This window comes from Streptomonospora litoralis (assembly GCF_004323735.1).
In the GTDB taxonomy this organism is placed as follows: Bacteria; Actinomycetota; Actinomycetes; order Streptosporangiales; family Streptosporangiaceae; genus Streptomonospora; species Streptomonospora litoralis.
The window spans coordinates 797,443-822,855 of the sequence record NZ_CP036455.1 but is presented as its reverse complement, the minus strand read 5'-3'; the positions used below and the strand labels follow the sequence as shown (position 1 = coordinate 822,855).

At 71.1% G+C, this 25,413-nt stretch carries 17 protein-coding genes; 4 read left to right on the top strand and 13 right to left on the bottom strand.

Features of this window, described 5'->3' with window-relative positions; genetic code table 11:
* Positions 1-65 precede the first annotated feature (65 nt).
* The 11 genes from EKD16_RS03550 to EKD16_RS03500 form a co-directional block, all read right to left on the bottom strand.
* Positions 66-812 carry a type IV toxin-antitoxin system AbiEi family antitoxin domain-containing protein gene (locus tag EKD16_RS03550; RefSeq protein WP_131097078.1) on the bottom strand — a complete coding sequence of 249 codons (747 nt, stop codon included), beginning with the start codon at positions 810-812 and terminating at the stop codon, positions 66-68.
* Between the two features lie 120 nt (positions 813-932).
* Entirely contained in the window at positions 933-1,688 is a 756-nt protein-coding gene (locus EKD16_RS03545) for a hypothetical protein (protein ID WP_131097077.1), read from the bottom strand.
* A gap of 30 nt (positions 1,689-1,718) precedes the next feature.
* Entirely contained in the window at positions 1,719-2,888 is a 1,170-nt protein-coding gene (locus EKD16_RS03540) for a C40 family peptidase (protein ID WP_131097076.1), read from the bottom strand.
* Between the two features lie 25 nt (positions 2,889-2,913).
* Positions 2,914-3,585, bottom strand: coding sequence for a hypothetical protein (locus EKD16_RS03535; protein WP_131097075.1), 672 nt, complete (start codon positions 3,583-3,585; stop codon positions 2,914-2,916).
* 37 nt (positions 3,586-3,622) lie between these two features.
* Entirely contained in the window at positions 3,623-5,956 is a 2,334-nt protein-coding gene (locus EKD16_RS03530; protein ID WP_131097074.1) for a type IV secretion system protein, read from the bottom strand.
* 179 nt (positions 5,957-6,135) lie between these two features.
* The gene (locus EKD16_RS03525) at positions 6,136-8,679 is read right to left on the bottom strand and encodes an ATP-binding protein (RefSeq protein WP_131097073.1); all 2,544 of its coding nucleotides are present in this window, start codon (positions 8,677-8,679) and stop codon (positions 6,136-6,138) included.
* Between the two features lie 76 nt (positions 8,680-8,755).
* Positions 8,756-14,560 (bottom strand): conjugal transfer protein, encoded by a 5,805-nt coding sequence (locus EKD16_RS03520; protein WP_131097072.1) that lies wholly within the window; start codon positions 14,558-14,560, stop codon positions 8,756-8,758.
* Positions 14,561-14,572: 12 nt separating this feature from the next.
* Positions 14,573-14,878 carry a hypothetical protein gene (locus EKD16_RS03515; RefSeq protein WP_242677218.1) on the bottom strand — a complete coding sequence of 102 codons (306 nt, stop codon included), beginning with the start codon at positions 14,876-14,878 and terminating at the stop codon, positions 14,573-14,575.
* A gap of 87 nt (positions 14,879-14,965) precedes the next feature.
* On the bottom strand, positions 14,966-15,937 hold the full coding sequence (locus EKD16_RS03510; RefSeq protein ID WP_131097070.1) for a conjugal transfer protein: 972 nt from the start codon (positions 15,935-15,937) through the stop codon (positions 14,966-14,968).
* Positions 15,938-16,447: 510 nt separating this feature from the next.
* Complete coding sequence (locus EKD16_RS03505; RefSeq protein WP_131097069.1) at positions 16,448-16,837, bottom strand: type II toxin-antitoxin system death-on-curing family toxin; 390 nt, start codon at positions 16,835-16,837, stop codon at positions 16,448-16,450.
* A complete protein-coding gene (locus tag EKD16_RS03500) occupies positions 16,834-17,034 on the bottom strand; it encodes a DNA-binding protein (protein ID WP_131097068.1) in 201 nt (66 codons plus the stop codon). The genes EKD16_RS03505 and EKD16_RS03500 overlap by 4 nt, the downstream gene beginning before the upstream one ends.
* A 372-nt stretch (positions 17,035-17,406) precedes the next feature.
* On the opposite strand from EKD16_RS03500, the gene EKD16_RS03495 reads away from it, so the two are divergent.
* A complete protein-coding gene (locus EKD16_RS03495) occupies positions 17,407-18,249 on the top strand; it encodes an RCC1 domain-containing protein (RefSeq protein ID WP_131097067.1) in 843 nt (280 codons plus the stop codon).
* A 19-nt stretch (positions 18,250-18,268) separates the two neighbouring features.
* Here EKD16_RS03495 and ychF read toward each other — a convergent pair whose 3' ends face one another.
* The gene (gene ychF, locus EKD16_RS03490) at positions 18,269-19,363 is read right to left on the bottom strand and encodes a redox-regulated ATPase YchF (RefSeq protein WP_131097066.1); all 1,095 of its coding nucleotides are present in this window, start codon (positions 19,361-19,363) and stop codon (positions 18,269-18,271) included.
* A 315-nt stretch (positions 19,364-19,678) separates the two neighbouring features.
* Between ychF and EKD16_RS03485 the strand changes: the two genes are divergently transcribed.
* Entirely contained in the window at positions 19,679-20,608 is a 930-nt protein-coding gene (locus tag EKD16_RS03485; RefSeq protein ID WP_131097065.1) for an FkbM family methyltransferase, read from the top strand.
* A 53-nt stretch (positions 20,609-20,661) separates the two neighbouring features.
* On the opposite strand, the gene EKD16_RS03480 is transcribed toward EKD16_RS03485, so the two are convergent.
* Positions 20,662-23,139 (bottom strand): beta-glucosidase, encoded by a 2,478-nt coding sequence (locus EKD16_RS03480; protein ID WP_131097064.1) that lies wholly within the window; start codon positions 23,137-23,139, stop codon positions 20,662-20,664.
* Between the two features lie 229 nt (positions 23,140-23,368).
* Here EKD16_RS03480 and EKD16_RS03475 point away from each other — a divergent pair, with 229 nt between their 5' ends.
* Both EKD16_RS03475 and EKD16_RS03470 read left to right on the top strand, forming a co-directional pair.
* Complete coding sequence (locus EKD16_RS03475; protein ID WP_131097063.1) at positions 23,369-24,805, top strand: DNA recombination protein RmuC; 1,437 nt, start codon at positions 23,369-23,371, stop codon at positions 24,803-24,805.
* Positions 24,806-24,810: 5 nt separating this feature from the next.
* Complete coding sequence (locus EKD16_RS03470) at positions 24,811-25,383, top strand: DUF6542 domain-containing protein (protein WP_394347305.1); 573 nt, start codon at positions 24,811-24,813, stop codon at positions 25,381-25,383.
* The last annotated feature ends 30 nt before the right edge of the window (positions 25,384-25,413 follow it).

Here is a 25,413-nt window from a genome sequence, read left to right as displayed (position 1 = left end):
CGGGAGGGTCGCCCGATCGGGGACACCTGTCGGGGGACGGTACGCCGGGCGAACGGAATCCCGGGTCACGAGTCCGCGGCCTCACCTCGTCCGGGGCGGTCCGCGCCGGTGCGTCGATCTGGACCGGTGGGGCCGGTGGGACCTCCGGGACCCGTGGAGCGGTCAGGACGGTCGGGAGGGGCGTGGTTGTCGCCAACTGACGGGAGCCGAGTCTTGCGGCAGACAGCGCGTTTGCGGCGGGGCAGCGCTTTGGTGGCGCCGGAGACGAGCAGCCCGCGTCCGACCGCCGAGCCGCACAGGCGCATACTCGTGCTTGGCCCGCTGCACGTCGACATGTCGCGCAGCGTCCGGCTGAGCCCGGTCATCCGGATGGGCGCCCGGCGGACCACGTCGTCCTCGGCGATACGCAGCGAATGCACGCGGACGGTCGGAGCCACCGACCGGAAACCCGTCGGTCCCGGCCGCCACCGCAGTCCCATGTCGACGGTGTGCCCGTCCCACTCCGGCAACCCCTCCAGCTGCCACAGCCGCGCGGCGGTGTCGCGGCAGGCGAACGCGCCCGGAGCAAGCGCCAACTGCGCGGCGACCACCGCCCGTTTCAGCGGCGAGGCCAACGTGCCGTACCCGAGTACGCGGAACACGCCCCAGTGCCGCGTCCGGGTCCACACCCCGCGACGCAGGCGCACGGCGACGTCCTCAGGAGATAGCCCGGCGCGGCGGGCCTGGGCTCGGCTGATCAATCCGAACTGGGCGGCGGCGAACAACGCGACGGCGTCGTCTCCCTGACAGGGCAGTGACTTTCCGAAGATCATGCTTCAAGGTTCGCCGGGAGTGCGTGGGGGCGCCAGGGGGATGCACAGGTTGTGGATAACTCGCAGGCACGCCCGGAACATGTGTCTCCGTAGAGAGCGCTGGAAACAAGACGCTACCCATCAGGCAGGAAGGATGCGCTCCAAGCGCGTGGAGAGTACGGGGGCGAGCGATCGGGCCAGCTCGCGAAATTCGGCCTCCGAAACCTCTTGCGACAGACTTGATATGTCCATGCGGAACACGCCGCTGCGGCTTCGCCCAAGGAAGATGTACAGCGACTCGGTATCACCGCTGCTCGATGCCCCGTACTGGGCGTATGCCTGCTCAGCAACTCGGCCCATCTTTTCGGTCTCGGTCACAGTAGAAAACTTCGAGTCGATCTCCCCACGTGCCTTGGCGAATGCGGCTTCAGCCTCGGATACCCGAACCGATTCGGACACGTCGGCAGCTGAAGCTTCGTAGGTCAAACGAAACCTCCACTCGCCTTGCTCCGGCGATCTTAGCGCCCATTTACAGTCGTCGGAAATCGTACGGTCGCTGGCGCTCGGCCCCGGGTCTGTGTAGTCACCATCGTCGTCCAGACGCTTCGGGAACATCGTCTTGAACGCTCCAGTCTGAGCAGAAGTCTCTAGAGTCGAACATAGATCGAGCGCACCCGGCGTCATGGAGGGCGCAGGTTCCCAACTGCCTTCGGGGACTGCTGCCGCAGGAGGCTCATCGCCGCCTGGTAGGACCGCCGCGCCGAGCATCCGGACAGCTCCGAAGAATAATCCGACCACCAGCAGGGCGGCCGTCGTACCGCATCCGAACATCAGTAAGAAGGCACGCCATCCGTGGACACCCGCCTTCTGACGCGGCTGATTCTCTCTCTCCGGCATGCTGGATCCTCTAGGCGCGGGGGATGGCGACTATTGCTCTCGGCTCTCCAGTTGCGCCTTCACATCCGGGTGTTCCAAGGGGCGGGTGAATCCGAGAACATCTGAACGACCGGGAGCATGATACTCGCGCACCGCGATCGGCCCGCAGTCCGTGCACCATGCCTCGACCATGAGGCCGTCGCCGATGACCATGCCCACGTGCCCGGGGGTTCCGGCCGGCCCCTCCACGTTGAAGAACACCAGGTCGCCCGGCTGCTCCTGGCCCTCCGGGATCTTCGGCCCGAAGGCCCACTGGTCCTGCGACACCCGGGGGATCGCCGCGCCGATGCTCTTGTACGCCCCTTGCACCAATCCCGAGCAGTCGTAGGCGTAGGGCCCGGTACCGCCCCACTCGTAGGGCTTGCCGCGCTGGTCCATTGCCCAGTCCACGACCGCCTGGGACAGCTCGTCCGGCGCCTGCGCGATCGGCTCGCCTTCGTCGGTGAGTTCGCAGTTGACCGCCTGCTGGATGGATCCGCTGGTTTCGAAGTCGCCTTCCGCGTACTGCTCCGCCCAGCCCATCACGTCTTCGACGTACCACCACGCGTGGTTGTAGCCGTAAAGGGCTTCCCGCATGTTCTCACGGGCCCCGTGCGCGATGAGGTAGTCGGCCGCAGCGGGGATCGCGTCGGCCGGATCGTAGACGTTGACCACGCCGTCGTCGTTCCCATCCTGGCCGTACCCCGCTTCGGGCCGGTCCCCGGCGTCCATGATCGGCTCGCCGCCCCAGCTGTTGCCCGCGGCGGAGCCGTCGAGGGCACCGAACTGCATCGGACCGGCGGCGCCCCAGTCGTTGTGCCCTTCGGTGATGCCCGGGCCGTCCCAGCGGCCGTGCTTGCTCTCCACCTGACCGACCCCCGCGAGAACGTTCCACGGAAGGCCCTTCTCCTCGCCCACGGAGCGGTAGAGCTCTAGGTAGTTCTCCGGGATGGAGTCTTCGGCGTAGCCGCTGCTCTCGGCCTGCTGTGCGGAGTCGTCAGAGGTGCATTGCAGACCGCCGACGGCGTTGATGATCCCAGGGTTCATCGCCGTCATGGGAACGATGACCACACCGACGGCGATGGCGCCGAGCATCAGCACGCCGACGCCGATCGCCAATCGCGTGGCGCACGAACCCGCATCAGTGTTGCGGGCGGCCGGTTTGGCGAACAGTGAAATCATGCCGCCACCTGCCCCCCTCGCCGGCTCACTCCCCGCCTCCTCGGGTGTCCCCGAAGTTCCCGGCGTCGGCGGGCTGGAAGTCGTAGACGAGCCATCGCCCGCTCTCGTTCACCACTGTGACGGCGAACTCGCCAAGCTCCTCGGTGGCTCCTTCACTGCCTTCGGTGATGGACTGCGCCTTCACGACGAAGGTGACGGACTGGTCGTCGAACCCGCGTACCGACTCGACGTTCGCCCGTCCTTCGGCGACGGCCTCCTGTTGCGCCATCTCCTGCCACAGGGCCCCGGCGCCGGAACTCTGCGACAGAGTCTCGGCGTATTCCTCGGTCGCGAGATTCTTCATGCTCGCGTAATACTCCTCGGGCGACTGCGAGTAGTCGATCGTTCCGTAGGCCCGCGCGAACTCCTGCGCAGTCGCCGCCGCGGCCTTGAACTCCTGCTCGCTGAAGGGAAACCAGTCCAGAACCTGCATGTTCTGAGTGGCGGTCGTGGGGATCGGACTCGGCGGAGCGGCCTCACTCTGGGCGGTGGCCCTCTGTCCGCTGCCGGAGGTGGCGGAGCCTTCGGCAGCGCCGTCCTCGGTGTCACTCCCGCCGCCCCAACCGCCCAGGCTCAGGTAGATCCCGAAGGCCACGAGGACGACGACCAGACCGCCGAAAACCAGGCGCTGCTGTCCTTCACTGAGCGATTTGGGCATGGCGGGGGTTCCTAGTAAAGGGGTTGTCGCGGTTCATTCAGTCCTCGTCCCGCAGCCAGAAGGGGACGTCGCGCCCCGTGTCGCGGCGCCGCTGCGCCTCGGCTCCGGTCCAGAACGGGCTGATCGGGGCATCGTTCTTGTTGTCGCGAGAACCCGAAACCCAACTGCCTCCTTCTCGGGACTCGCTCGACGGCGCCGGTCGCGGCTGCTGCCGCGGCGGCGGTGCGTTGCGTTCCCGCTTGGCGCGCGGACCGCCCCAGCGGGAGTTCCGGTTGACGTTTCCCTGCGGCGGAGTCGCCGACCGTCCGCGGAAGATCCCGGTTCCGGTGTTCGGATCCGCCCGGCCGGAGCTTTCGGCGGCCGGCGCCTGGTCGGCGGGACCACGCTGCGGCGCCTGGCTCCGCTCGCCGCCGCCCCCGGGGCCGAACACCGATGCCCAGCCGGTGTCGCCAGTGCCGGTGTAACCGCCCGAGGGTCGGGGCGGAATGCTGCCAGGACCGCCCGATGAGTCGGTTGCAGAACGGGCGCCCCCTCCTCCCAGGCCCGCGGAAGCGGCCTCGCTGAGCCGCGGGGCCTGTGAAGACGGACGGCTCCGCGCAGTGGAGCCGCGTTGGGCGGCACGATCTCGGCCATTCTGCTGATCATCATCACCGAGCCGGAGGGGCGGAGGCCCCGAGTTGCCACGAACACGACCGTAACCTGCGCTTGCCCTGGCACGGTCGGCAGCGCCGTGGGCCCGTGCCCCGTCGCTGCCGGCGCCTTCACCAGGAGACACTCCTCGCTGACTTTCGGCTGCGTCGGCGGCAGCGCCGGCAGCCCCGCCCGTCCCGGGCACGGCACCTGCCGCCGCAGCGAGCTGCGGACTGCGCTTGAGTCCCCACTTCTGGGCCCGCATGTAGGCGACTGGGGGGAGCACATTCGCGCTTCGGCTAAGGGCACTGCTCGATACAGCGTCGCCGACCATGCGGGAGGTGAATGTATTCGCATTGACCGACTGGAAAAGATGAGCGAAGGGCTTGCGATAGATGAACAGGGCAACGGTGAACAGGGCGAGCAGAATCATTTGCAGGCCCCACCCGAGATCAGTCATCATGACCAGGCCGTAACAAATGACCAGCAGGGACACAAGAAGCATTACGAAAATCTGCTTGAGAAGCAGACCAAGAAGCATTTCGAACCAGCGAAGCAGGACTGTTCTCCCATACCCCGGATGAACACCAATCAGGAGAAATATGGGAGACAGCAACAACAGAAGGAGAAATCCGATCTTTAGCACGATAAGCGCCACTGAAGCCGCGAGAATCAAACCACCTGCAAACAGGGAAGCGAACAATGCAAGCGTCGCTACGCCAAGCCGATTCCCCTGCAACTCACCTTCGAAAAGGGGATAGACTTCAGGGTAAGTGCTTTCGATAGAATTCGCGATCTCCTCGTAAGACTCCTGCTTCTCCGAGACGAGTTCCGTCGCCTCCACTTCACCGTTCTCGATAGCCTGCTGCTCTGCGCGGCTAATTGCTTGAGCTTGAAGAAGAGGCATGGCGTACTGCTCAGCAGCCGTGTCAGCAGCGAGTCCGCTCCCGAATTCGCCCGCGATCCAAGGGCGGCAAACCAAGCCCGACCAAAGCATCTGGGCATTCTTTCGGACCGCGAAGTCACTCTGACTTTCCCATTCCGCCTTCTGCATCTCTGGAGCGGTTGCAGGGCATACGGTTCCGCCACTCGGAACAGCAACTCTCGATACTGCCGAATTCACCAACTGGCCACCGGAATTGACGATCGTCCCCGCATACCCGAGGATCTGCCCCGGGTTAACGAGAATCCAGATCCCCAAGGCTGTCGCCAAAACCATCCAGATTGCGCTCTCGATGGTCAGTGTCACGCGCTTTCGAATGAGACCGTACCATCCCAGCCAGACTGCGCCGAGTATGATAACCGTCGGTAGCAGTGGACGCCAGATTCCTTCTCGAAGCTGCATGATGACGTCTTCCACCAGCGTATTGAAACTAGCGAGAAGACCGTCAGCGGTCGCAGCCTGATAAACCGTGATCGTCGACTGATTAATAGTTTTCGACAGGTTCCAAGCGGTATTGCTCAATGTCGCTATAGCCGCCGACCCCATCTTGTCGACGCAGGACTCACGGATCACATGCCACTGCTGCCCGGCCGTTCCATACTGCCCGTAGAGACTGGAATCCGGCGGTAGACCGTCCGGGGATTGCGCAGCGGTCTCGGCGGCCTGCGGCGGCACCAACAACCCGTCCGCCCCGCTGCCCGCGGCCTCCGGCTGCGGAGCGGGCTCTCCCTCGCAGACCGGGGCCGCCTGTGCGCCGCCGAGCGGCGTCATCAAGAAGGCCAGCATCAGCACGGCCATCACCAGGTTGCGCTTGAAGCGCCCGCGGTGGCGTCGGCGAGCCGTTCGGCTCTGCAGCCACCTCGAACTCGGTGAGGGTTTCGTGTTCTCCGAAGCCTCAGCCTCGGAGCCCTCTGAGCCCCCCGAGCCCTTCGAGTCGTCCTCGTGGCCGAGCGCGGCGGTCTGCGTCGCGGTGTTGGTCACTGATCCTGCCCCATCCTCCTGGTACCGCCGGTGCCGCCCGTTCCAACCAGGGCACCGGTGCCTGCGCCGTCGACGCCTTCGGCGGTGTCAGTGTCAGTGTCAGCGTCGGCGTCAGTGTCCGGCCGTTGCCGTGTGGGGTTGGTGTCCAGCCACTCCAGTAGCTCCTCGGACACCAGGTCCACGGCGACCCGTCCAGCGCGGCCGTCGAGGTCGCGGAAGATGCACTCACCGTTCCCGAGGTTGCGGAGCATCGCCTGGTGGTCCTCCGAGGAGTCCACACCCAGCAGCGACATGACGCTCTCCACCTCGTGCCGTTCGCTCGAACGGAAGGCGAATACGCTGGACAGACAGTTGGTGACTTGCTCGTTGAGGAGGTCGCCGGCGTTCTGGCTGACAAGGATGAGTGCGGTGTTGCGGGAGCGTCCCATCCGCGACACCTCGGGCACGAGCTTGGCGCCCTCCGGTGTGGAGGTCACCGCCCACGCCTCGTCCAGGAAGATGGCTTTGGGCAGGTGGCGGTCGATGCCGTTCATCAACCGCCGCGCGAATTGGCTGACCAGGTAGAGCAGGGCGACGCTCAGCCGCTGCTCGTAGGAGTAGTCGTCGCGCTGAATCGCCGAGTCGGGCAGCGTGAGGCCGCCGAGGGTGAACACCGTGGTCCAGCCCTCGGTGTCGATCTGGGTATCGCCCTGGGGGTCGAAGCACAGGCCCGCCAGCCGCATCTCCGACATCGAGCGCAGCACCGCGCCCAGGTTCCGCGACGCGGGGTCCTCGGATTCCTCCAGGTGGACGACGACCTTGGCCAGGCTGGGCCGCGGTTGGTTCGCGACGGCAGCGACGGCCTGGATCATCGCCGACTCCCGCTCCTCGCTCATTCTGGGCAGCAGCAGCCGCAGCGTCTCGGTGGCCATGGTCTTCTGCGCGGAGAGGTCGTCGCCGAAGGAGAACGGGTCCAGCAGGCCGGGCTCGGCCGAGGCCATCGACATGATCCGCGCCTTGCGCCCCCGCCGCTGCAGCAGCTGCACCAGCGACTCCGCGTCGCCCTTGGGGTCGATGGCCGCCACGGTGACACCGCGCAGCGCGAGTTGGTGAATCAGCAGGAGCGCGAGCGTGGTCTTGCCGCCGCCGGGTTCGCCGGTGATCGCGATCGCCGTCGGCCGGTTGCGCGCCGCCGCCACCATCGGGTCGAAGTGCACGACGGAGCGCGCCCGCCCGATGGTCTCGCCGATGTAGGGCCCGGTCCACCCCGCGCCGGAGGAGTCGCGGCGGTCTCCCAGGTCGATGGTGGCCGTGGGCATCCCGCCGGCGATCGTGCGCAGCGGCTGGCGCTGGGGGTAGGCGTTCAGCCGGATCCGATCGCCCGGCAGCGACTCGGAGAACAGCGAGAACTGGTCGCCGGTGGAGTTGACGACGTCGATGCCGATGTCGCGGTAGTGCTCGACGACCGCCTCCACCCGCTGCACGAGCAGGTCCTCCGCGGGCGCCGAGACCATGAGCCGGTGCCAGCCGTAGACGAACGGCAGCCGCTCCTTGGTGATGCCGTGCTCCAGCATGCGCGCCGCGTCGATCTGCTCGGCCAGTGCGATCGGCGCGGGCACCCCGGCCTCGCGGATGTGGGCGTCCATGTCGCGGGCATGGGCGAGTTTGCGGCCGACGTCCTTGCTCGCCTTCGCGGGCGGGATCAGCTTCATGCGCAGCGAGATCTCCACCGGGAACGGCAGCCCGTCGGCATAGTGCAGCCACGGCTCCCCGTCGGGGAAGGGCATCAGGTCGGGAAACCGGGAGAACGAGAGGTAGGCGACGTAGGTGGAGCCGGTGGGCTGGTCCAGCCGCAGCATGGAGCGCCCGTTGTGGATCACGCCCTCCACCAGCTGCTCGATCTCCCCTTTCCCCCACGACCGGCGGCCCGCGGCCGATCGGCGCGACTCCTCGATGGTGCCGGTGACCGCGTGCCGGACGAGCCAGGCGATCTCGTCGGAGGTGGCGTGGCGGGCGTGCAGCGAGCTGGCGGACAGCGCACGCCCGAGGCGCTCGGCCTGCTCGCTCCAGCGGGCGATCTCCTTGTCGTCGGTGGCGTCGTCCTCCATGCCGAGCACCTGCTCGGTGCGCTGGTAGGCGTTCACCAACTGGCCGAACATGCCCTGGGAAAACTGGCCTTTCACGCCGCCGCGCTGGCCTAGCCGGACGCCGAGGTAGATCTCCTTGGTCCAGAAGTCCTTAGCCCACACGTGGCGGTACATCTCGTCGAGGTAGTCGAACCAGCCGGGGCCGGAGTCGGAGGTCGCGTCGAGCCGGGTGGCCCAGTCGGCGGCGGGGTAGGTGCGGTGGGCGACGCGCAGGTGCACTTCGGCGTCGTGCATCCGGATCGCCGCGAGCGCGATGGTGATGTTGGTGGCGAGGGCTTCGCGCTCGTCGGGCGTGGCGAACTCGTAAGAGACCGTGGGAAGCCGGAAGTAGGCCCAGGCGTCGGCGTCGCTGAGCAGGATGCGGTCGTCGAAGTAGCGGACCGAGAGGCGGCTGGCGCTCCTGCTGCCGTTCATCGAGGGGCCTCCCCTTTGGTGTGCGTCGTCGTCTCGTCTCGGCCGCCGCCCGCCTGCGGCCACGGGCCGCGGGCCGTCATCGGCGGGCCTCCGGCTCCCGGCTCCGCCCTTGGCCGGGCGCGGGCGCCTGCGCCGGGGCGGAGGCGTCCAGTCCGTGCATCAGCACGCCGCCCAGGGCGGCGTGGGCGCGGCGGGTGGTGGAACGCAGCGCGGCGACGTCGACCGACTTGCCCGCGGCCAGGTGGTCGTCCCACGGCACGCGCACGATCGCCCGGCACCGTCCGCGCGCCACCTGCTCCGCCGCGTCGACGTCGGCCAGGCTGCGCTTGCTGACCCCGTTGATCACCACGACCGCTGTGGAGCGCAGCGCCGCGTATCCGTGGCCGTCGAGCCATTCGAAGGTCATGGCGACGGCACGTGCGGCGTCCTCGCTGGCGGGCGCGACCAGGACCATGCCGTCGGCCACCGGGAGCGCCCGCGCGACGCCGGTGGCGGCCGGGTCGAGCACGGTGACCTCGTAGTGGCGCTCCAGCAGCCCGGCGAGGCCCGCGTAGTCGCGGTCGTCGAGGGTCTGCACGTAGGGGTCGTCGAGTGTGGCGACGACCTCCAGGCCGGTGGGGGTGCGCGAGGTGTAGCGGCGCAGGCCGGCGTAGCTGTGCACGGCGTCGGCGTTGGCCAGCAGCGAGGTCAGGGTCTCCGGGGTCTCGGTGCGGATGCGCCGGGACAGTCCGCCGCCGCCGGGGTTGACGTCGACCGCGACGACGCGCTCGTCGCGGTGTGCGGCGAGGGTGTGTCCGAGCATGAGCGTGGTGACGGTCTGGCCCGCTCCCCCGGTGCAACCCAGCACGACCACGTTGCGCGGGCTCTGCAGCGGGGTGCGCAGCCGCTCGATGTCGCCGGCGGGGAGGTCGGTCTTCGCGGCGGCCGGGGAGCCGCCGGTGACCACGCGGGCGAGGCGCCGCCAACCGCGGGTGCCCCCGGATTCGGTGGCTTGCGCCGCGGAGGCGGGGGACGCGGGGCGGCCTTCACGCTGGGCGGGCGCGCTGCCGGAGGGGCCGCCGAGGCCCTGCTGCTCACCGGTGCCGTGGTCGAGTTGCAGTTCGGGTTTCTCGGTGTCCGCAGCGGGTTCTGCGGCCGCGGCCTCGCCGTGGGGAGAGGGCTCGTGGCGTTGGACGGGATGCCCGCCCGCTTGTGGAGCGGGCGGCGCGGCGGGTACGTCGCCCTCTTCGGTCCCCCCGTCGCGCGGGGCGTTCTCGGGTGGGGTGCCCGGTGGCGTCTGCCCGAAGAGGTGGCTGATGCGGCGGGCGTTCTGCGCGACACGGGCGAAGACCCCGTCGTCGATGTCCGCCGCCGGTGCGCTGGGCGCCGACCGCTCGTCTGCGGGGGTGTCGGCGTGGTATTCGGCGTGGTCGGCGGCCGCTGGGCCGAGACTTCCCACCGCGGGCGCGTCCGCGCCGCCTTCGGCCCACGGCGCCACGGCCGGTTCCTGGGGAGCTCCGGGGTTGGCGCGGATCGTTCGGGAGAGCCGGTCCGAGTGGTCGTCCGAGCGGTCCGCGTCCTCGGCGGTACCCGCCGCCTCGGCGCCGGAGTCGGCGGGCTCGTCTTCGGCGGCTCCGGCCGCTTGGGCGCTACCGGGGCCGGCGCCGTGGTCGGTCTCGACCGCTGCCGCGGCGCCGGATATCCGGTTGCGGCGCGCGCGGATGGCGGCCGCCTCGGCCGCCTCCAGATCCGCGGCCGACGTGCGGCGCGCCGGGGCGTCGACGTGGCCGAAGGACTCGTGCTCGCCGGTGCCGTGGTCCAACTCCAGCGGCGGCTTACCGGGCACCACCAGCGAGGGCGCGAGGTCGGCCCGCGCCGCCTCGGCTGGCGCCTCCTGCCCGAACTCCGGTACAGCGGCGGCGGCATCGCCCCGGGTGCCGTCGTCGCCGGAACCCGCCCCCGCGTCGGTCGGAGGTGCCGCCTCACCCGCGGCACGGTCTCCTACGGCACCGCGGCCCTCCTCGACCGCACCGGGCCCACTGCCCATCCCGGTGTCTGCCGCGTCAACTGCGAAAACAGCGGCGCCCTGATCCGCTCGCTCACCCGCGGCATCCGTCGAAGGCACCCCAGCAGCGGCACCGTCCCCGATGCCCTCGGCACCGGAATCCGCCCCCACCTCGGCCGCCGACGCCGCGTCGCCCGCGGCACGGACTCCTGCACCCCCGGACGGCGCAGCAGCGCCGCCACGGGCCTCCTCGACCGGACCGGGCCGACCATCCGTCCCGGTGCCTGCCGCGTCAACTGCGGAAGCGGGCTGCACCTGGCTCGCATCGGATTCGGCGCGCTCGTGCGATTCTTCCGCGGGGGCCGCGCCGCGGCGGGGGCTCTCGGCTTCCGGCGGCCGGTCGGCGTCGAAAGAGGCGGCGTCCGAGCCCTCCGAGCGAGGGGTGGCGGACTCATCGGTCCGCACGTGCGCAGCCGGGCCGCGTGGAGCGTCGGAGGCACGGGCGCCGTCGGTCCGCCCGGTTTCCGCGGCGGCGGTGTGGCCGTCTCCGCCGGGCACGGCATCGCTTTCGGCGCCCCCTGCCGGGGGCTTCCCGCCATGCTCAGCGGCGGCGCCCTTGTCGCGGGGCGGCTGGGGGGCGAAGGAATCGTGCCGCCCCGGCCAGAGAGCCGTCTCCGCTGGTTGCTGCCCCCGCGACGAGACCGCCGCGGCACCGTGCTCGCCGTCGGAGTCGTCCCGGCGGCGGCCGCGGTCCTCGTCCCCCTCCGAGCGCTGCGGTTCCCTGGAGTCGCCGCCCGACGCGTCCGCGGAGCCGTCAGCAGCGGGAGTGTCGGTGAACCAGGCCACCGGGCGGCGCGGTGCCTCGCCGCCCGCCTCGGCGAAGCGCGGTTGCGGCGGGGGCGGGGTGTCGGCGTGGCTCAGGTACTTGTCCAGGACCGCCAAGCGATCGTCCGGGCCGCGGCGCGCGTCTTCGCGCTCGGGTGCGGACTGCTGCCCGGCTTGCCCGTCCTCTCGCTCCTGCGCGGGCTCCGCGGCGTTCGCAGCGGCGGCCTCGTGGGCAGCGCCGCCGACCGTGCCGCCGCCCGGCTCCGGGCGGCGATCCTGGTCGTCGTGGTCGCCGGGAGCGGTTTCGGCGCCGCCGTCCGCGGCGGACTCGGCGGGCACCGGAGCCGCGCTGGCGGGCGAGGCGGCCGCGTCGGCTTGGTCGGCGGGCGCGGATGCGGCATCAGCGGGGGTCCGGTCCTGCGCCGACCGGTCGTCGGCGGCCGTTGCCGCGCCGTCGACGGAGTCCTCGGGTGCGCCCGGTCCAGCGGGGGCCGGGGCGGGGGTGCCCTGGGCCGCTCCGTCCACCGGGGCGGCTGCGCCCGGCGCCGCGTCCGCGGATTCCCGGTGCCCGGTCCGTTCGGTCCGGCTTCCCGGCGGTGCGGAGAACACGCGCACGACCTCGGACATGCTTTCGTGCTCACCGGTGCCGTGATCGAGCTGCAGCGGCGGCTTCCCCGCTCCATGCTCGGATTCCGCCGAAGTGCGGGAGGCCGACTCGGGCAGCTGTTCCGCACCCTCGCCACGGGCGGCTTCCCCCGTACGGCGCTGTGCGTCCTCGCCGGCGAAGCAGGCGTCGGCCGCCGCAGGGCGCGCTTCTTCGGCGTGATCCCGGGGGGCGGAGCCGACGTCGCCGCCCATCGGCGGCCGAGCGGCGCGCGCGGCGTCGGACATGCTTTCGTGCTCGCCCGTGCCGTGGTCCAACTGCAGTTCGGGCTTGTCCGCCGCCCAGGGCCCGTCCGAGGGTGCTTCGGTGGATCGCGAATCAGGCGCCGGGGGCTCCGGAGCCGCTTCGGGATCGGTCGGCCGGACCGTGCCGTGGCCGTGCGCAGGCATGCTTTCGACACCGGGCGCCGCGGCACCCGAACGCTCGGCTCCACTGCCGGACTCGGCGGATTCCGCGCGATCCAGCGGCGTAGGCAGGTCCCACGGCGCGGCGTGCGGTCGGCGCTGGGCGCGGCGCTCGCGCAGCGACGGGCGGCCGGTCGGCCGACCGGAACCGTGTGCGGGCTCGGGCGGCTGCGGGGCGCGTGCGCGCTCGCGGACTCGGTCGGGGTCGCCGGTTCCGGCACCGGGTGCGGCGGATTCTGTGGCCTCATCCGGCACGTCCTCGACCGAACGCTCGCGCTCCAGTCGACGGGCCACCTGCCTGCCCTGGACGCGTCCGCGGAGTCGGCGCTGAGCACCACCGCCCGACCCGGTCGGCCCGGTCGGTTCGGGGGGCGCAGCGTCCTTCTGCTGCGGGGCCGAGGCGGGCGCAGCGGGCTCTTCCCGCGGCTCGGCGGGAGCGGGCTCCTCCTCCGGCAGGGCGTGGGAACGGGGCTGTGCCTGGGCTGGGAGCGGCGCCGACATCATCTCCTCGGCGCGGCTGCGGGCCGTGGCCCCAGCGGCGAACGGGGGCTCGGCGGATGCCGGCTCGGCCGCCGCGCGCTGCGGTTCCCCGTGCCGCAGTGGCGACTGCTCCGCAGCGGGTGGGGCCGCCTGCGCCACCTCGCGGGGGCGGACATCGGCGTCGTCGGGTCCCGGCGCACCCCCGGCCTCGACCTCGGCCGCCGCCAGGCGGTCGGCGAGCTGGCCCGGCGTGCGCGCCGCACCGGGGATCGGCCCGGAATCGGGGCCGCGGTAGCGTGCCGAGCGACTGCGGCCGCCGGGCTCCGGCTCGGGTTCCCGCTGCTCGGGCGGCTCTTGGTGCTGGGGGGCCTTGTCGAGGGCGAACCCGAAGTAGTTGAGGATCTTCAGGCCGACGCCGCGCCGCGGGACGTCGCGGTCGCGACCGTAGTCCCACTCCCACTCCCGGCGGAGGTCGGGCGGCTCGGCTTCGGTCGGCGGCTCCGGGCGGGCGGCGGCGTGCGCTTCGGCCGGTTCGCGCCCCGTGCCCGACGGCTGCGCGGACTCGGCCGCCCACGGGTCGCCGCCCTCCGGCGACGGAGACGGCGCTTCAGGCTCCATGTCCGACTCGGCCCGCCGACCGTTTTCCGCGACCGCGTCCGCCTCCGATGCACGGAACGGGCGCACCCATTCGTCCGCCTCCATCGCCGGGTCGGGTTCGGCGCCGACCTCGTCCGCGGAATCGGCCGCCGGCGGCGGCGGCTCCGGCCTCTTGTCGCGCTCGGGCCGCCGACCGCCTTCCGCAGCCGTGTCCGATTCGCGGAGGGGGCGCACCCGCTCCTGCGGTTCCCCCACCGGACCGCGTGCGTCCTCGGAGTATCCGTGGTGGGCTGCGTGCTCCTGCGCGGCCGGTGCGGCGCCGAGTGCGCTCGCTCCGGTGTCCCACAGCGGCTCCGGCTCCCGTTCTCCGGCGTCCGGCAGCCGCTCGGGAGCGGCGGGCAGCGCCTCGGCGAGGGAGGGCGCCTGCTCGGCCGTCCTGCGCGGCTCAAGCTCCCGGCGGTGCTGCGGCGCCTCGCCGCGCTCGGGCCGACGGGCGCGTTCGTGCTCGTGCTCGTGCTCGACAGCGTCCCCGCTGATCTGCGGCAGCGGACCGGCCTGCGGATGGCGGTGCCAGACACGCACCGTCACTTCGACGGCACCGCGCTCGTGCTCGGGCCGCAGCCGAGTGTAGACACGGGGTTCGGCGAGGAACCGCACCTGCGACACGATCAGCTCGCTGAGCCGCTTCCCCTCGACGACCGGCCGGGTGGCCAGGAAGGCGATCACGAACGGCGGCACGATGTAGACCACGTGCAGCGGCATCTGCAGCGGCACCCCGAGCAGCCGCAGCAGCATCACCCAGACGAAGCCCACGCCCACGACGACACCGATGTAGACGACCGAGACCGGCTGGGGCAGCCGGAAGTCATACAGTTTGTAGAGCTTTTTCTCGATACGCCAGATGTTGGTGTACGTGGGCAGGTCCACGTCGGTGGCCTCCTACTCGGTCGACACGCCCATCGCGGAGGCGATGGCCCGCGCGGTCACCTCGATGATCCCCGGCACGTAGAACACGATCCCGATGAAGATGGCCAGGATGATGAACTGAGCGAACCGGGTGATCTCCCTGGTGAAGAGGAAGAAGATGGCGACGACCGAGACGATCACCAGGAACAGCGGGCCGAAGAACCCGCGGAGGAAGTCGGCCAGCCCGGAGGTGTCCGGAGCGTCCTCGGTCGCGGCGAGGGCAAGCGGGCCCGCGACATCGACGACCACGTGGGTGAGACCCGTAAGCAGGGGGTGCATGTCAGTCGCCGTCCCCTCGCGTCTCACATCTGCGCTGCATGGTTCCTCGTCTCCTCGGTTCTCGGGCCCCGCACGGCGCCGTCGCGGCTACTCGCCGAACGACTGCGGTGCCCCATGGATCTCTCGCACATACCAGTTCTCCCCGTCCCTCACGACGGTGAGCTCGTAGCTTTGGGTGAGTTCGGTGGATGCGGTCTCGTCTGCGCCGGCAGGCCGCCACACCACTTCGGCCGTGACCCGGCGACCATCATTGTCCCCCGAACCGTCCGCGGGTACGGCGATGTCCACAAGTTCGACGAACTCCAAGGTTCCGGGCGGCAGCCGGTCGATGCGGGCGCCCGGCTCGACGAAGTCGGAGATGTAGTCGGGGTCTTCGGCATAGGCGCCGAAGAAGCGCTCCAGGCGGGGCAGCAGCTCTTCGCGGGCGGCGGCGTCTGTCTCGGCGGATTCCGGCTCGGGCAGCCGGGCGCGGCCGGGGGCTGCGAGCAGGGCCGGCGGCCCCGACACGACGAAGCTGTCGGCGCCGGCGGCGTAGACGGGGACGTCCAGGCTCATGGGCGAGCCGCCGACGTCGGCGCTGAGTGTGACGATCGCGTTGTGGTCGTCACGGACGTCGACGCCGACGACACCGACGTTGTCACCGGTGAGCGACTGCCCCTCGGCGGCGAAGGAGGCGGCGCGCCCCTCGGGCACGAATCCCGCGAGCGCGTCGGCGCGCTCCTCGCCCTGCAGTCCGGAGGCGTTCAGATAGACGCGGGCGAAGCGCGCGGCGAATCCCGCCGCGGAGGTCTCGGGGAAGGCCGGCTTCTCGGCGGTGGGCTCCTCGTCGGGCGAGGGCTCGGCGAGACCGTCGCGCAGCGGCATCCAGATGCCGTTGAAGATGACGACGAGGATGAACGCCCAGAGAACGGCGCGGCCCACCCAGAGCCACCAGCGCCCGCCGGTCCCGGCGCGGGGGCGCCGACTGCGCCGCGGGGGGTCGCCGAACTCGTAGCCGTCCGCCTCGGCGGACTGCTCATCGGGTCCGCCGCCGCGCCGCGCGGCCGGCTTGCGAGCCATCACGCCTCCCCGTCCCCTCGTGGGCACACCCCAGCTGCCGCATTCTGCGGAGTGGTGTCCGTCCCACCCCTATGGTGCGCCATTGTTCCGCATCTCCGCCGCCAATACTCCTCCGTGTTTCGCGCCCGACAGCACGGTGTACCCCCGGCACGGCTCGTGATCAAGGGGCGAATCACGCATGCCGGGCCATACCAGCAAAACCCAGGAAACAGGCGCGGTCAACGCGTTGATTGCGGGCGGTCCGGAAACGAAGCTAGCGCTGTCCGGGAAGGGTTCTGTGGCGTTTAGGTCTCTAGAGAGGCGGCCATGCTCTGCAAGTAATGGCTCTTACCTGCGCATTCATCACGAAGCAGGACCGCGAGGCGCCGAGAACACGGCTTGCGGAGGTACACGAAAGGGGCGGCTTGGGGCCGCGCTTCACTTCGGGTTCGCACGGGCGTCACCCGGCGCAGCATCGGTCCCGACGAGCATGGAAGAGTCGGCGCGGTACTGCGCATACATAGGTGTCGGTCAAAGACGGCTGACCCACGGAGCCAGGTGCTCCGCGATCTTCTCCACGTCGCTGAGCCGCCCATCGGAGACGGCGACGATCAATTCGACTCGCTCGTCCTCGGTCGCCGTCAGGTCACAGCCGTTCATACCGTAAAACAGCAGGACAGCGACCAGCCCCAACCGCTTGTTGCCATCCACGAGACCGTGATTGGTGACGAGCGAGTGCAGCAGCGCGGCGGCCTTCACATTGAGACCCGGGTAGGCGTCCTCACCGAATACCGAAGCCCTGGGTCGAGCAAGGGCCGCCTCCAGCAGGCCCCAGTCCCGCACCTGTGGGCGGCTGCCGATCGCTACATCGGCCGCCGCCACAAGATCGTCAAGGTCGAGGTACTCGGTTGCCTCGCTCACGAATCAGCCAGCCGCTTGAGCGCCCCAGCGTTCTCGCGGCCGATCTTGGCGAGCAGGTCGTCGCGGCTACGCGTACGACGCGACGTGTACTCGAGAATCGCGGCTTTGGCGACCTCCTGCTTGGACCTGTGCTCCCGAGCGGCCTGCTCCGTGAGGGCCTGGTCCTCAGCGTCAGTGAGTCGAAGAGTCATGGCCATGGCAAGAATGGTAGCAAGCGATACCGCACGGTATCAAGCAAGCATGGGCCTCACTGCGGCATCGTCGATTCCCTGCGGGCAACGAGGATGCTTGGCCTGCGGCCCGAGTGTGGCCAATCCCGCGGGCGAGCTGGGCGGGCCCCGATTCGGTCTGACCCATGGACTACAGCGCGTGCCGATGCCTCAGGGTTCTGTAGTGAAGACATGCTTGGATCCGGCGCCGACGGACCCAAGGGGTAACCTCACGGCGGATGGGCAAGGCCCTCAGTCACTCCAGGGACGATCGTTTCGACCGGAGCGCGCCGAAGACCTCTGGTCGATCAAGCGCCTCCGCCGGGTGACGTCCGCGCACGAGTGCCGCAAGGAGGGGAATTGACCGTACTGGCCGCCGGCCGACGGCACTCCGTCGCCTGCCGCCCGGACGGGCGGACCATCGCCACGGGCAACAGTCGGGCCCGCGAATGCGACGTCTACACCTGGTCAGATGTCGTTTCTGTAGCGGCCGGAAACGTCCACCCCGCACCGAATACCGGTCGCTCGCACACCGTCGGACTCCGATCCGACGGGACTGTCACGGCCACGGGCTGGAGCGGCGACGGTCAATGCGACGTGCGGCAGTGGTCCGACGTAACCGCGATCGCGGCCGGTTGGCGGGTGACCCTGGGGGTGCGGGGGAACGGCACCGTACTGGCCGCTGGACGACGCTCGGAGGGTCAGTGCGAGGTCGGCGCGTGGACCGGCATCGTGTCGGTCGCGTGCGGCGATTGGCACTCGGTCGGGGTCCGAGCCGATGGCAGCGCAATCGCCGCCGGTAGCGATCGCCGCGCCCAGTGCGACGTCGGCGAGTGGCGGGGACTGGTCTCCGTCGCCGCGGGCTACCTGCACACGGTCGGGCTGCGCGCGGACGGTAGGGCGATCGCGACCGGCGGGAGCGGTGCCGGCGAATGCGATGTCTCCGGGTGGCGGGACGTGATCGCCGTGGCCGCAGGCAGCCGACACACCGTGGCACTCCACGCAGACGGCACGGCGCTCGCAGTGGGCGACAACGATCACGGACAGTGCGAAGTACAGGCTTGGGACGGCATCACGGCGATCGCCGCGGGCGCGGCCCATACGCTCGGCCTGCGCACCGACGGCACCGTCGTGGCGACCGGGAGCAACGCAGACGGCCAGTGCGAGGTCGAGACGTGGCACGGCCTCGTGCCGCCTCGGTAAGCAGGCCGCACGTCCTGCTCTACACGTTGAACCGGAACTCCACCACGTCGCCGTCGGACATCACGTACTCCTTGCCCTCCATGCGCACCTTGCCCGCCGAGCGGGCGGCTTGCATCGAACCGGCCTCGACGAGGTCGGGGAAGGAGACGATCTCGGCCTTGATGAAGCCCCGCTGGAAGTCGGTGTGGATCGCGCCGGCCGCCTCCGGAGCGGTGGCGCCCTTGCGGATCGTCCAGGCGCGCGACTCCTTGGGGCCCGCGGTGAGGTAGGTCTGCAGCCCGAGTGTGGCGAACCCGACGCGGGCGAGCTGGGCGAGCCCGGATTCGGTCTGGCCCATGGACTCCAGCAGCTCGGCCGCTTCCTCTTCGTCGAGTTCGGCGAGCTCCGCCTCGATCTTGGCGTCGAGGAAGATCGCCTCGGAGGGGGCGACCAGCTCCGAGAGCTTGGCACGCAGCGCGGGGTCGGACAGCTCGTCGGTGTCGAGGTTGAACACGTACAGGAACGGCTTGACGGTGAGCAGGTTCAGCTCACGCAGCAGGGAGACGTCGATACCGGCGGGCTGCGCGCCCACGGAGAGGCTCACGCCCTCGTCCAGGACCCGGCGCGCCTCCTGGGCGGCAGCCAGGACCTGCTGGGCGGTCTTGTCCTTGGCGTTGCGCTTGGCGTCCTTCTCCAGCCGCGGCAGCGCCTTCTCCAGGGTCTGCAGGTCGGCGAGGATCAGCTCGGTGTTGATGGTCTCGATGTCGCGCGAGGGCTGGATGTCGCCGTCGACATGCGTGACGTCGGGATCGTCGAACACGCGGATGACCTGGCACACGGCGTCGCTCTCGCGGATGTTGGCCAGGAACTGGTTGCCCAGTCCCTCGCCCTCGGAGGCGCCGCGCACGATGCCGGCGATGTCCACGAAGTCGACCGTGGCGGGGATGACCTTGGCCGAGGAGAAGATCCCGGCCAGGGTGCCGAGCCGGGAGTCGGGCACCCCCACGACGCCCACGTTGGGCTCGATGGTGGCGAACGGGTAGTTCGCCGCCAGGGCTTCGTTCTTGGTCAGTGCGTTGAACAGCGTGGACTTGCCGACGTTGGGCAGGCCGACGATTCCGATAGACAGACTCACGGGGACCGAGTCTAGGCGCTCACAGGGTGCGGACTCGCCGGATGGCGCGGAGGGGACTTTTCGGTGCCACGTACGCCATCTTCGGATGAAACGCCCTGCGAGCTGGCCCGATTCGGAGTAGTTTCAGATGTGACCGGTCACGTGTGCGGCTGCGCGCCGACGGGCGTACGGGCACGGGAGGGGAGATCCGGTCGGTCGCTGGGGGGCGGTCGGCGCGTGTGCGCCCGGTGGGCACGGCAGCGGTGAGACGTGCGCGGAGGCCGGCAGGCCAGCCGATGCACATGAGTGGGGGGACCGTCCGTGGTACACGGCCAGATGCGCGCATTCGTCCACCGATATCCGGCTGTCCGCTATGCCACACGCCAGATCCGCATCCGGCTCCCGCAGCGGCTGGGCGGCCTCGATCCCGCCCATGTGCCTCCGCGAGTGCGCCGGTTCGACGTCGCGCTGCCCCGCCGCGCCGGGTGGAGCGGCGCCGGGCCGTCGTCGCTGGCCGTCACGGCCCCCGGCGACTACGGGGTGCCGCGGCGGCTGGAGTCCGGCGGGCTGGCGGCCTACGAGCCCGAGACGCTGGCCTGCTTCCTCGCCGCGCTCGAATACGCCCGGCCGGGGGCGGTGCTGGACGTCGGCGCCAACATCGGCCTCTACTCCGCCCTCGCGGCGGCACGCAGCCGCCGCCGGGTCTTCGCCTTCGAGCCGGCGCCCCGCATCGCCGACACCGCCCAGGCCATCGCCCGCGACAACGGGCTCGGCTTCGAGGTGGTGCGGCTCGCGCTGAGCAACCACAGCGGAACGGCCGCCCTGCGGTTGTCCACGGTCGCCGACACCGCGAATTCGCTCGCGGGCGGGGCGCCCGCGCAGTTCAGCCGCGTGCCCGTCGCCGTCGAGTCCCTCTCCCACTGGCGCGAGCGCGCCGGAGCGGTGCCCTCGATCGTCAAGATCGACACCGAGGGCACCGAGCCCGACGTCGTCGCGGGCTCCCTGGAGGTTCTGCGGCGCTTCCGCCCGTGGATCTTCTGCGAGGTCCGTCCCGACCACGGTGTCGAGGAGCGGCTGATGGCGCTGCTGGAGCCCTTCGGCTACTGCTGGTACCACCTCTGCGGCGACCCGCCGTACCCGCTGCGGGCGGTCATCGTGGGCCGCGGCCCCGATCCCGAGCAGCGGATGTGGCTGTTCGCGCCGGAGCCGGTGCCCGAGCCGGTCTGGCGCACCGCCCGCGACTGGTACCGGGCGCTCGGCACCTGATGCGCGGGCCGCCGACCCGCTCGGGGCACCGGCTGTCCTGGTGAAAGGCCGGTTCAGCCGGCGATCTCGACGCGTGCGGAGACCGGTGTGTCGGCGACGGACCGGCCCACCAGCACGTCGTAGCCGCCGGGCACCGTCCGCCAGTCGTGGGCGGCGCTGTCCCACACCTGGAAGGCGCGGGCCGGCACCTCGACCACCGCCTCCGCACTCGCGCCCGGTTCGGCGACGACCGGGGCGAACCCGGCCAGCCAGCGCCGCGGCCGCTCCGGCGCGCCGCCCTCCTCCTGCGGCGACACGTAGACCTGGACCACCTCGCGCCCGCGGCGGGCGCCGGTGTTGGCCAGGCGCGCAGTGACGCTGACGCCGCCGTCGAGCCGCACCGCGGCGTCGGCGCCGGTGTAGTCCCAGGTGGTATAGCCCAGGCCGTGGCCGAACCAGTAGGCGGGTTCGGCACCCAAGCGCTGCCAGGCGCGGTAGCCGACGAAGACGCCTTCGGAGTACTCCAGCACGCCGCCGTCGGGCCGCACGCCGATCACGGGCACGTCGGCCTGCTCGGCGGGCCAAGTGGTGGGCAGCCGTCCACCGGGCTCCTCGGCGCCGAGCAGGACGTCGGCCAGTGCGGCGCCCAGTTCCTGCCCGCCGAACCAGGTGAGCAGCACCGCCGCCACGTCGCCGCGCCACGGCATCACCACCGGTGAACCGGTGTTGACGACCGCGACTGTGCGGGGGTTGGCGGCGGCCACCCGGGAGACCAGCTCGTCCTGGCGGCCGGGCAGCTCCAGCGAGTCCCGGTCGAAGCCCTCGGACTCCACCTCCTCGGTGGTGGCGGCGATGACGATCGCCACGTCGGCGCCGGCCGCCGTGCGCACCGCCTCTTCGATGAGCTCGTCGTCGCCGGCGCGCGGCTCGCTGTGGTTCAGCGAGAAGCCGATGAACGCGAAGTCGGCGGAGACGCCGGGGACGGTGGCCACGACGGACACCTCGACGGCCTCCCCGGCGGTCAGTGCGAACTCGGCGGTGGACTCCGGCGGGTTCAGGAACCCCGCACCCGGGTCGTCCCCGTCGACCTCGTTGACCCCGTCGAAGCCGACGCGGCCACCGACGGCCAGCCGGAAGTGCCCGACGCCCTTCGCGCCGAAGACGTGGGTGCCGGTGTACGCCGGGGTCAGTGTGCCGGACACCTCGATGGTGGACAGCCCCTCGGCGGTGACGCCGTCGGGCAGTTCGCCGATCCAGCGGGCGGTACCGTCGGCGAGCCGCTCGGTGGCCAGCACGGTGCCGTCGGCGTCGCGGAAGGCCGCGGTGAGCGGACCCGCCAGCGGTGGCAGGCTCGCGCGGGGGTCGGCGCCCACGGCGTAGTCGAGCCGCACGCTCTCCGGCAGAGCCGCGCGCAGGCCCTCCCGCGGGCTGACGGTGTGCTCGGTGAAGACGGTGGCAGAGCCGCCGCCGCTGGTGCGTGCCTCGTCGGCGGCCAGCCCGATCAGCGCGACACTGCCGACGCGCGCGGGGTCGATCGGCAGCGCTCGGCCTTCGTTGCGCAGCAGGGTGAAGGAGCGGGCCGCAGCCTCGCGGGCGACGGCGCGGCCGTCGATCGCGGGCGGCAGAGCCGCGGGCGCCACGGCCGGCTCGGCGCCTTCGAGAGCGCCCACGCGAGCGGCCAGCCGCAGCACCCGGCGGGCCATGGCCTCGACGGCCCCCTCGGGCACCCGGCCCTCGCGCACGGCCGCGCGCAGGTTCTCGCCGTAGACGGTGGAGGGGCCGGGCATCGCGACGTCCATCCCGGCCAGAGCGCAGCCCACGGTGTCTCGGGCTGCGGTCCAGTCGGAGACGATGAACCCGTCGAAGCCCCACTCGTCGCGCAGCACGGCGTTGAGCCGGGCGTGCTCGGTCATGGTGGTGCCGTTGACGCCGTTGTAGGCGGCCATGACTCCCCAGGGCCGGGCGCCGTCCACGATGGCCTCGAACGGGGCCAGGTAGATCTCGCGCAGGGTGCGCTCGTCGACGCGGACATCCACGGTGAAGCGGTCGGTCTCGGAATCGTTGGCGACGAAGTGCTTGACCGTCGTGCCGACGCCGCCGTCCTGAACGCCGTCGACGTAGGCGGTACCGATGCGGCCGGTGAGCAGGGGGTCCTCGGAGTAGCACTCGAAGTGCCGCCCGCCCAGCGGCGAGCGGTGGATGTTGACCGTGGGGGCGAGCAGCACGTGCACCCCCTTGCGCCGCGCCTCCTGGGCGAGGGTGCGGCCGACGGTGCGGATCAGCTCGGTGTCCCAGGTGGCGGCCAGGGCGGTGGGGCTGGGCAGTTGAAGGGCGGGGTCGTCGGGTGTCCAGTGCTCGCCGCGGACGCCGACGGGGCCGTCCGACATCACCAGCCGCTCCAGGCCGATGTCGGGGTTGGGGGCGATGGCCCACATCGTGGCGCCGGAAAGCAGGCGGATTCTGCCGTCGAGGTCGAGGCGGGCGAGGGCGGCCTCCACCTGCGGTTCGCGTGCTGCGTCGGCGGCGTGTGCGGCCCGGTTCGCTGTGGTCATGTCGCTCCTGGGTGTGGGGGTGTCGGCGGTGGTCGGCCGAGGACTGCAATTTAAGCTACCGACCACTCGGTAAATAGTCGAGTATCCGATCGGATGCTCCAACGGGGGCGCCGTTGCGCGCTCACCGGCCGCCCGGCCGGCGCCTGGCCGGGCGGCCGCCTTTTTACGAGTGCTTACCCGCGCGTGGCGGAAGGTGCCGCCGGTGCCCGGGTTGAGACGATGGGCGGCTATGGACGGCCTTGACTTGATCCTGGTGCTACTGGTGGGACTGGCGATCGGCGTCGCGCTGGGCTGGATGCTGGCGCGCGGCCGCGTCACCGAGGCGCGCGCCGATGCGCGCGCGGCCGAAGAGCGCGCCACCTACGTCGAAGAGCATCTCGGCGAGCGGTTCCGGTCGCTGTCGGCCGAGGCGCTGGACGCCACCAACCAGCGCTTCCTGGAACTGGCGGAGGGGCGGCTGCGCGCCGTCGGCGCGGAGGCGGGCAAGGACATGGAGCAGCGCCGCGCCGCCGTCGAGCAGCTCGTCTCCCCCCTCAAGGACACGCTCTCCCGCGTCGAGAGCCAGCTGCGCGAGACCGATGCCGGCCGCCGCGCCGCCCACGCCGAGCTGGCGCAGCAGGTCGACCAGGTGCGCCAGGGCTCGGATCAGCTGCGCGACCAGACCCAGGCGCTGGTGAGTGCGCTGCGCCGCCCCGAGGCCCGCGGCCGCTGGGGCGAGCTGCAGCTGCGCCGCGTCGCCGAACTGGCGGGCATGAGCGCCTACTGCGACTTCGAGGAGCAGGCCGACGCGAACACCGATGAGGGACGCCGGCGGCCGGACATGGTCGTGCGGCTGGCAGGCGGCAAGAACATCGTCGTGGACTCCAAGGTGTCGCTGGCGGCCTATCTGGAGGCGGTCGAGACCGACGACTCCGACACGCGCGCCGAGCGCCTGCGTGCGCACAGCAAGCACCTGCGCGCGCACGTCGATCAGCTCGCGGCCAAGTCCTACTGGGCGGCGTTCAGCCCGGCGCCGGAGTTCGTGGTGCTGTTCGTGCCCGGCGAGGCGTTCCTCGCGCCGGCCTTGGAGCACGACCCGCAACTGCTGGAGCACGCGATGGGGCGGCGGGTGCACATCGCGACGCCGACGACGCTCATCTCGCTGCTGCGCACCGCCCAGTACGCCTGGCAGCAGGAGGCGCTGAGCGAGAACGCCCGCGCGGTCTTCGAACTGGGCAAGCAACTGCACGCGCGGCTGTCGACCCTGGGTGGCCATGTGGAGGGCCTGGGCAAGGCGCTCTCGCGGACCGTCACCGCCTACAACCAGACGGTCGGCTCGCTGGAGAGCCGGGTGCTGGTCACCGCGCGCCGGTTCGAGCAGCTGGGACTGGTCGACGGTGATCTCGCCCGCCCCGACGGCATCCAGGACCAGGCGCGGCCGCCGGCTGCGTCGGAGCTGACGGGCGAGGACCGGGGAGACGGCGGAGACGGCGGGACGGACGCGGAGAACGGAACCGCGGCGGCCGATTCCCGCGTCCATCTCTACGGCGCGGCGTTCGCGGCGGGCTCCGCGGAGGCGGCGGACGGTTCCGCGGGTGCTTCCGGAGACACGGAGGGGAACGGATACTCGAATGGTGACACGGCGCGGACCGGGAGTCCGAATGAATCACCGAGAGTGACATACTGAACACCGTGAGCCAGACGAGGGAGTATGCCGGAATGGCGACGCGGAAGCCGCAGCGCATGGACCACCCCCGAGCACCGTTCTCGGTGCAGCGGGCGCCCCGCGGCTCCGTCGCCCCCGCCGCCGGCACCGCCTCCGAGCCGGCCGCCGCCGGAGCGGACGGCCGTGTCCGGCTCACCGGGCGCGGCGGCATACTCCTCATCGGCGTGGTCAGCCTGCTCTCCACCCTCATCGCACACCTGGCGAGCATCCCGGTGATCAGCGGGGCCGCGTTCACCGCGGCCTGCGTGGTCGCCGCGCTGCTCGTTCGCCCCACCGACCTGCTGTCCCTGACGGTGAGCCCGCCGCTGGCCTACTTCACGGCGGCGCTCGCCGCCGAGACGGCCCTGACCCTGGGTGAGACCGGGTTCTCCCGCGCAGTGACCATCGCCATGGCCACCCGGCTCGCCGATGTCGCACCGTCGCTGTTCCTGGGCACGGCGCTGGTCCTGGTGATCGCGGTCTTCCGCGGCCTGCCGAGCAACATCCGCACCTTCAGCGACGAGGTCAACGGCCGCCGCCCGCGCACCCCGCCGAAGTAACCCCGTCCGCCGGTTCATCCCAAGAAGCGC

Bases quoted from the DNA above. Each gene is read 5' to 3' on its own strand.
- EKD16_RS03545 (WP_131097077.1), bottom strand. From the start codon at position 1,688: ATGCCGGAGAGAGAGAATCAGCCGCGTCAGAAGGCGGGTGTCCACGGA.
- EKD16_RS03530 (WP_131097074.1), bottom strand. From the start codon at position 5,956: ATGGCCGTGCTGATGCTGGCCTTCTTGATGACGCCGCTCGGCGGCGCA.
- EKD16_RS03480 (WP_131097064.1), bottom strand. From the start codon at position 23,139: ATGACCACAGCGAACCGGGCCGCACACGCCGCCGACGCAGCACGCGAA.
- EKD16_RS03525 (WP_131097073.1), bottom strand. From the start codon at position 8,679: ATGAACGGCAGCAGGAGCGCCAGCCGCCTCTCGGTCCGCTACTTCGAC.
- EKD16_RS03510 (WP_131097070.1), bottom strand. From the start codon at position 15,937: ATGGCTCGCAAGCCGGCCGCGCGGCGCGGCGGCGGACCCGATGAGCAG.
- EKD16_RS03500 (WP_131097068.1), bottom strand. From the start codon at position 17,034: ATGGCCATGACTCTTCGACTCACTGACGCTGAGGACCAGGCCCTCACG.
- EKD16_RS03535 (WP_131097075.1), bottom strand. From the start codon at position 3,585: ATGCCCAAATCGCTCAGTGAAGGACAGCAGCGCCTGGTTTTCGGCGGT.
- EKD16_RS03485 (WP_131097065.1), top strand. From the start codon at position 19,679: ATGCGCGCATTCGTCCACCGATATCCGGCTGTCCGCTATGCCACACGC.
- EKD16_RS03515 (WP_242677218.1), bottom strand. From the start codon at position 14,878: ATGCACCCCCTGCTTACGGGTCTCACCCACGTGGTCGTCGATGTCGCG.
- EKD16_RS03550 (WP_131097078.1), bottom strand. From the start codon at position 812: ATGATCTTCGGAAAGTCACTGCCCTGTCAGGGAGACGACGCCGTCGCG.
- EKD16_RS03475 (WP_131097063.1), top strand. From the start codon at position 23,369: ATGGACGGCCTTGACTTGATCCTGGTGCTACTGGTGGGACTGGCGATC.
- EKD16_RS03540 (WP_131097076.1), bottom strand. From the start codon at position 2,888: ATGATTTCACTGTTCGCCAAACCGGCCGCCCGCAACACTGATGCGGGT.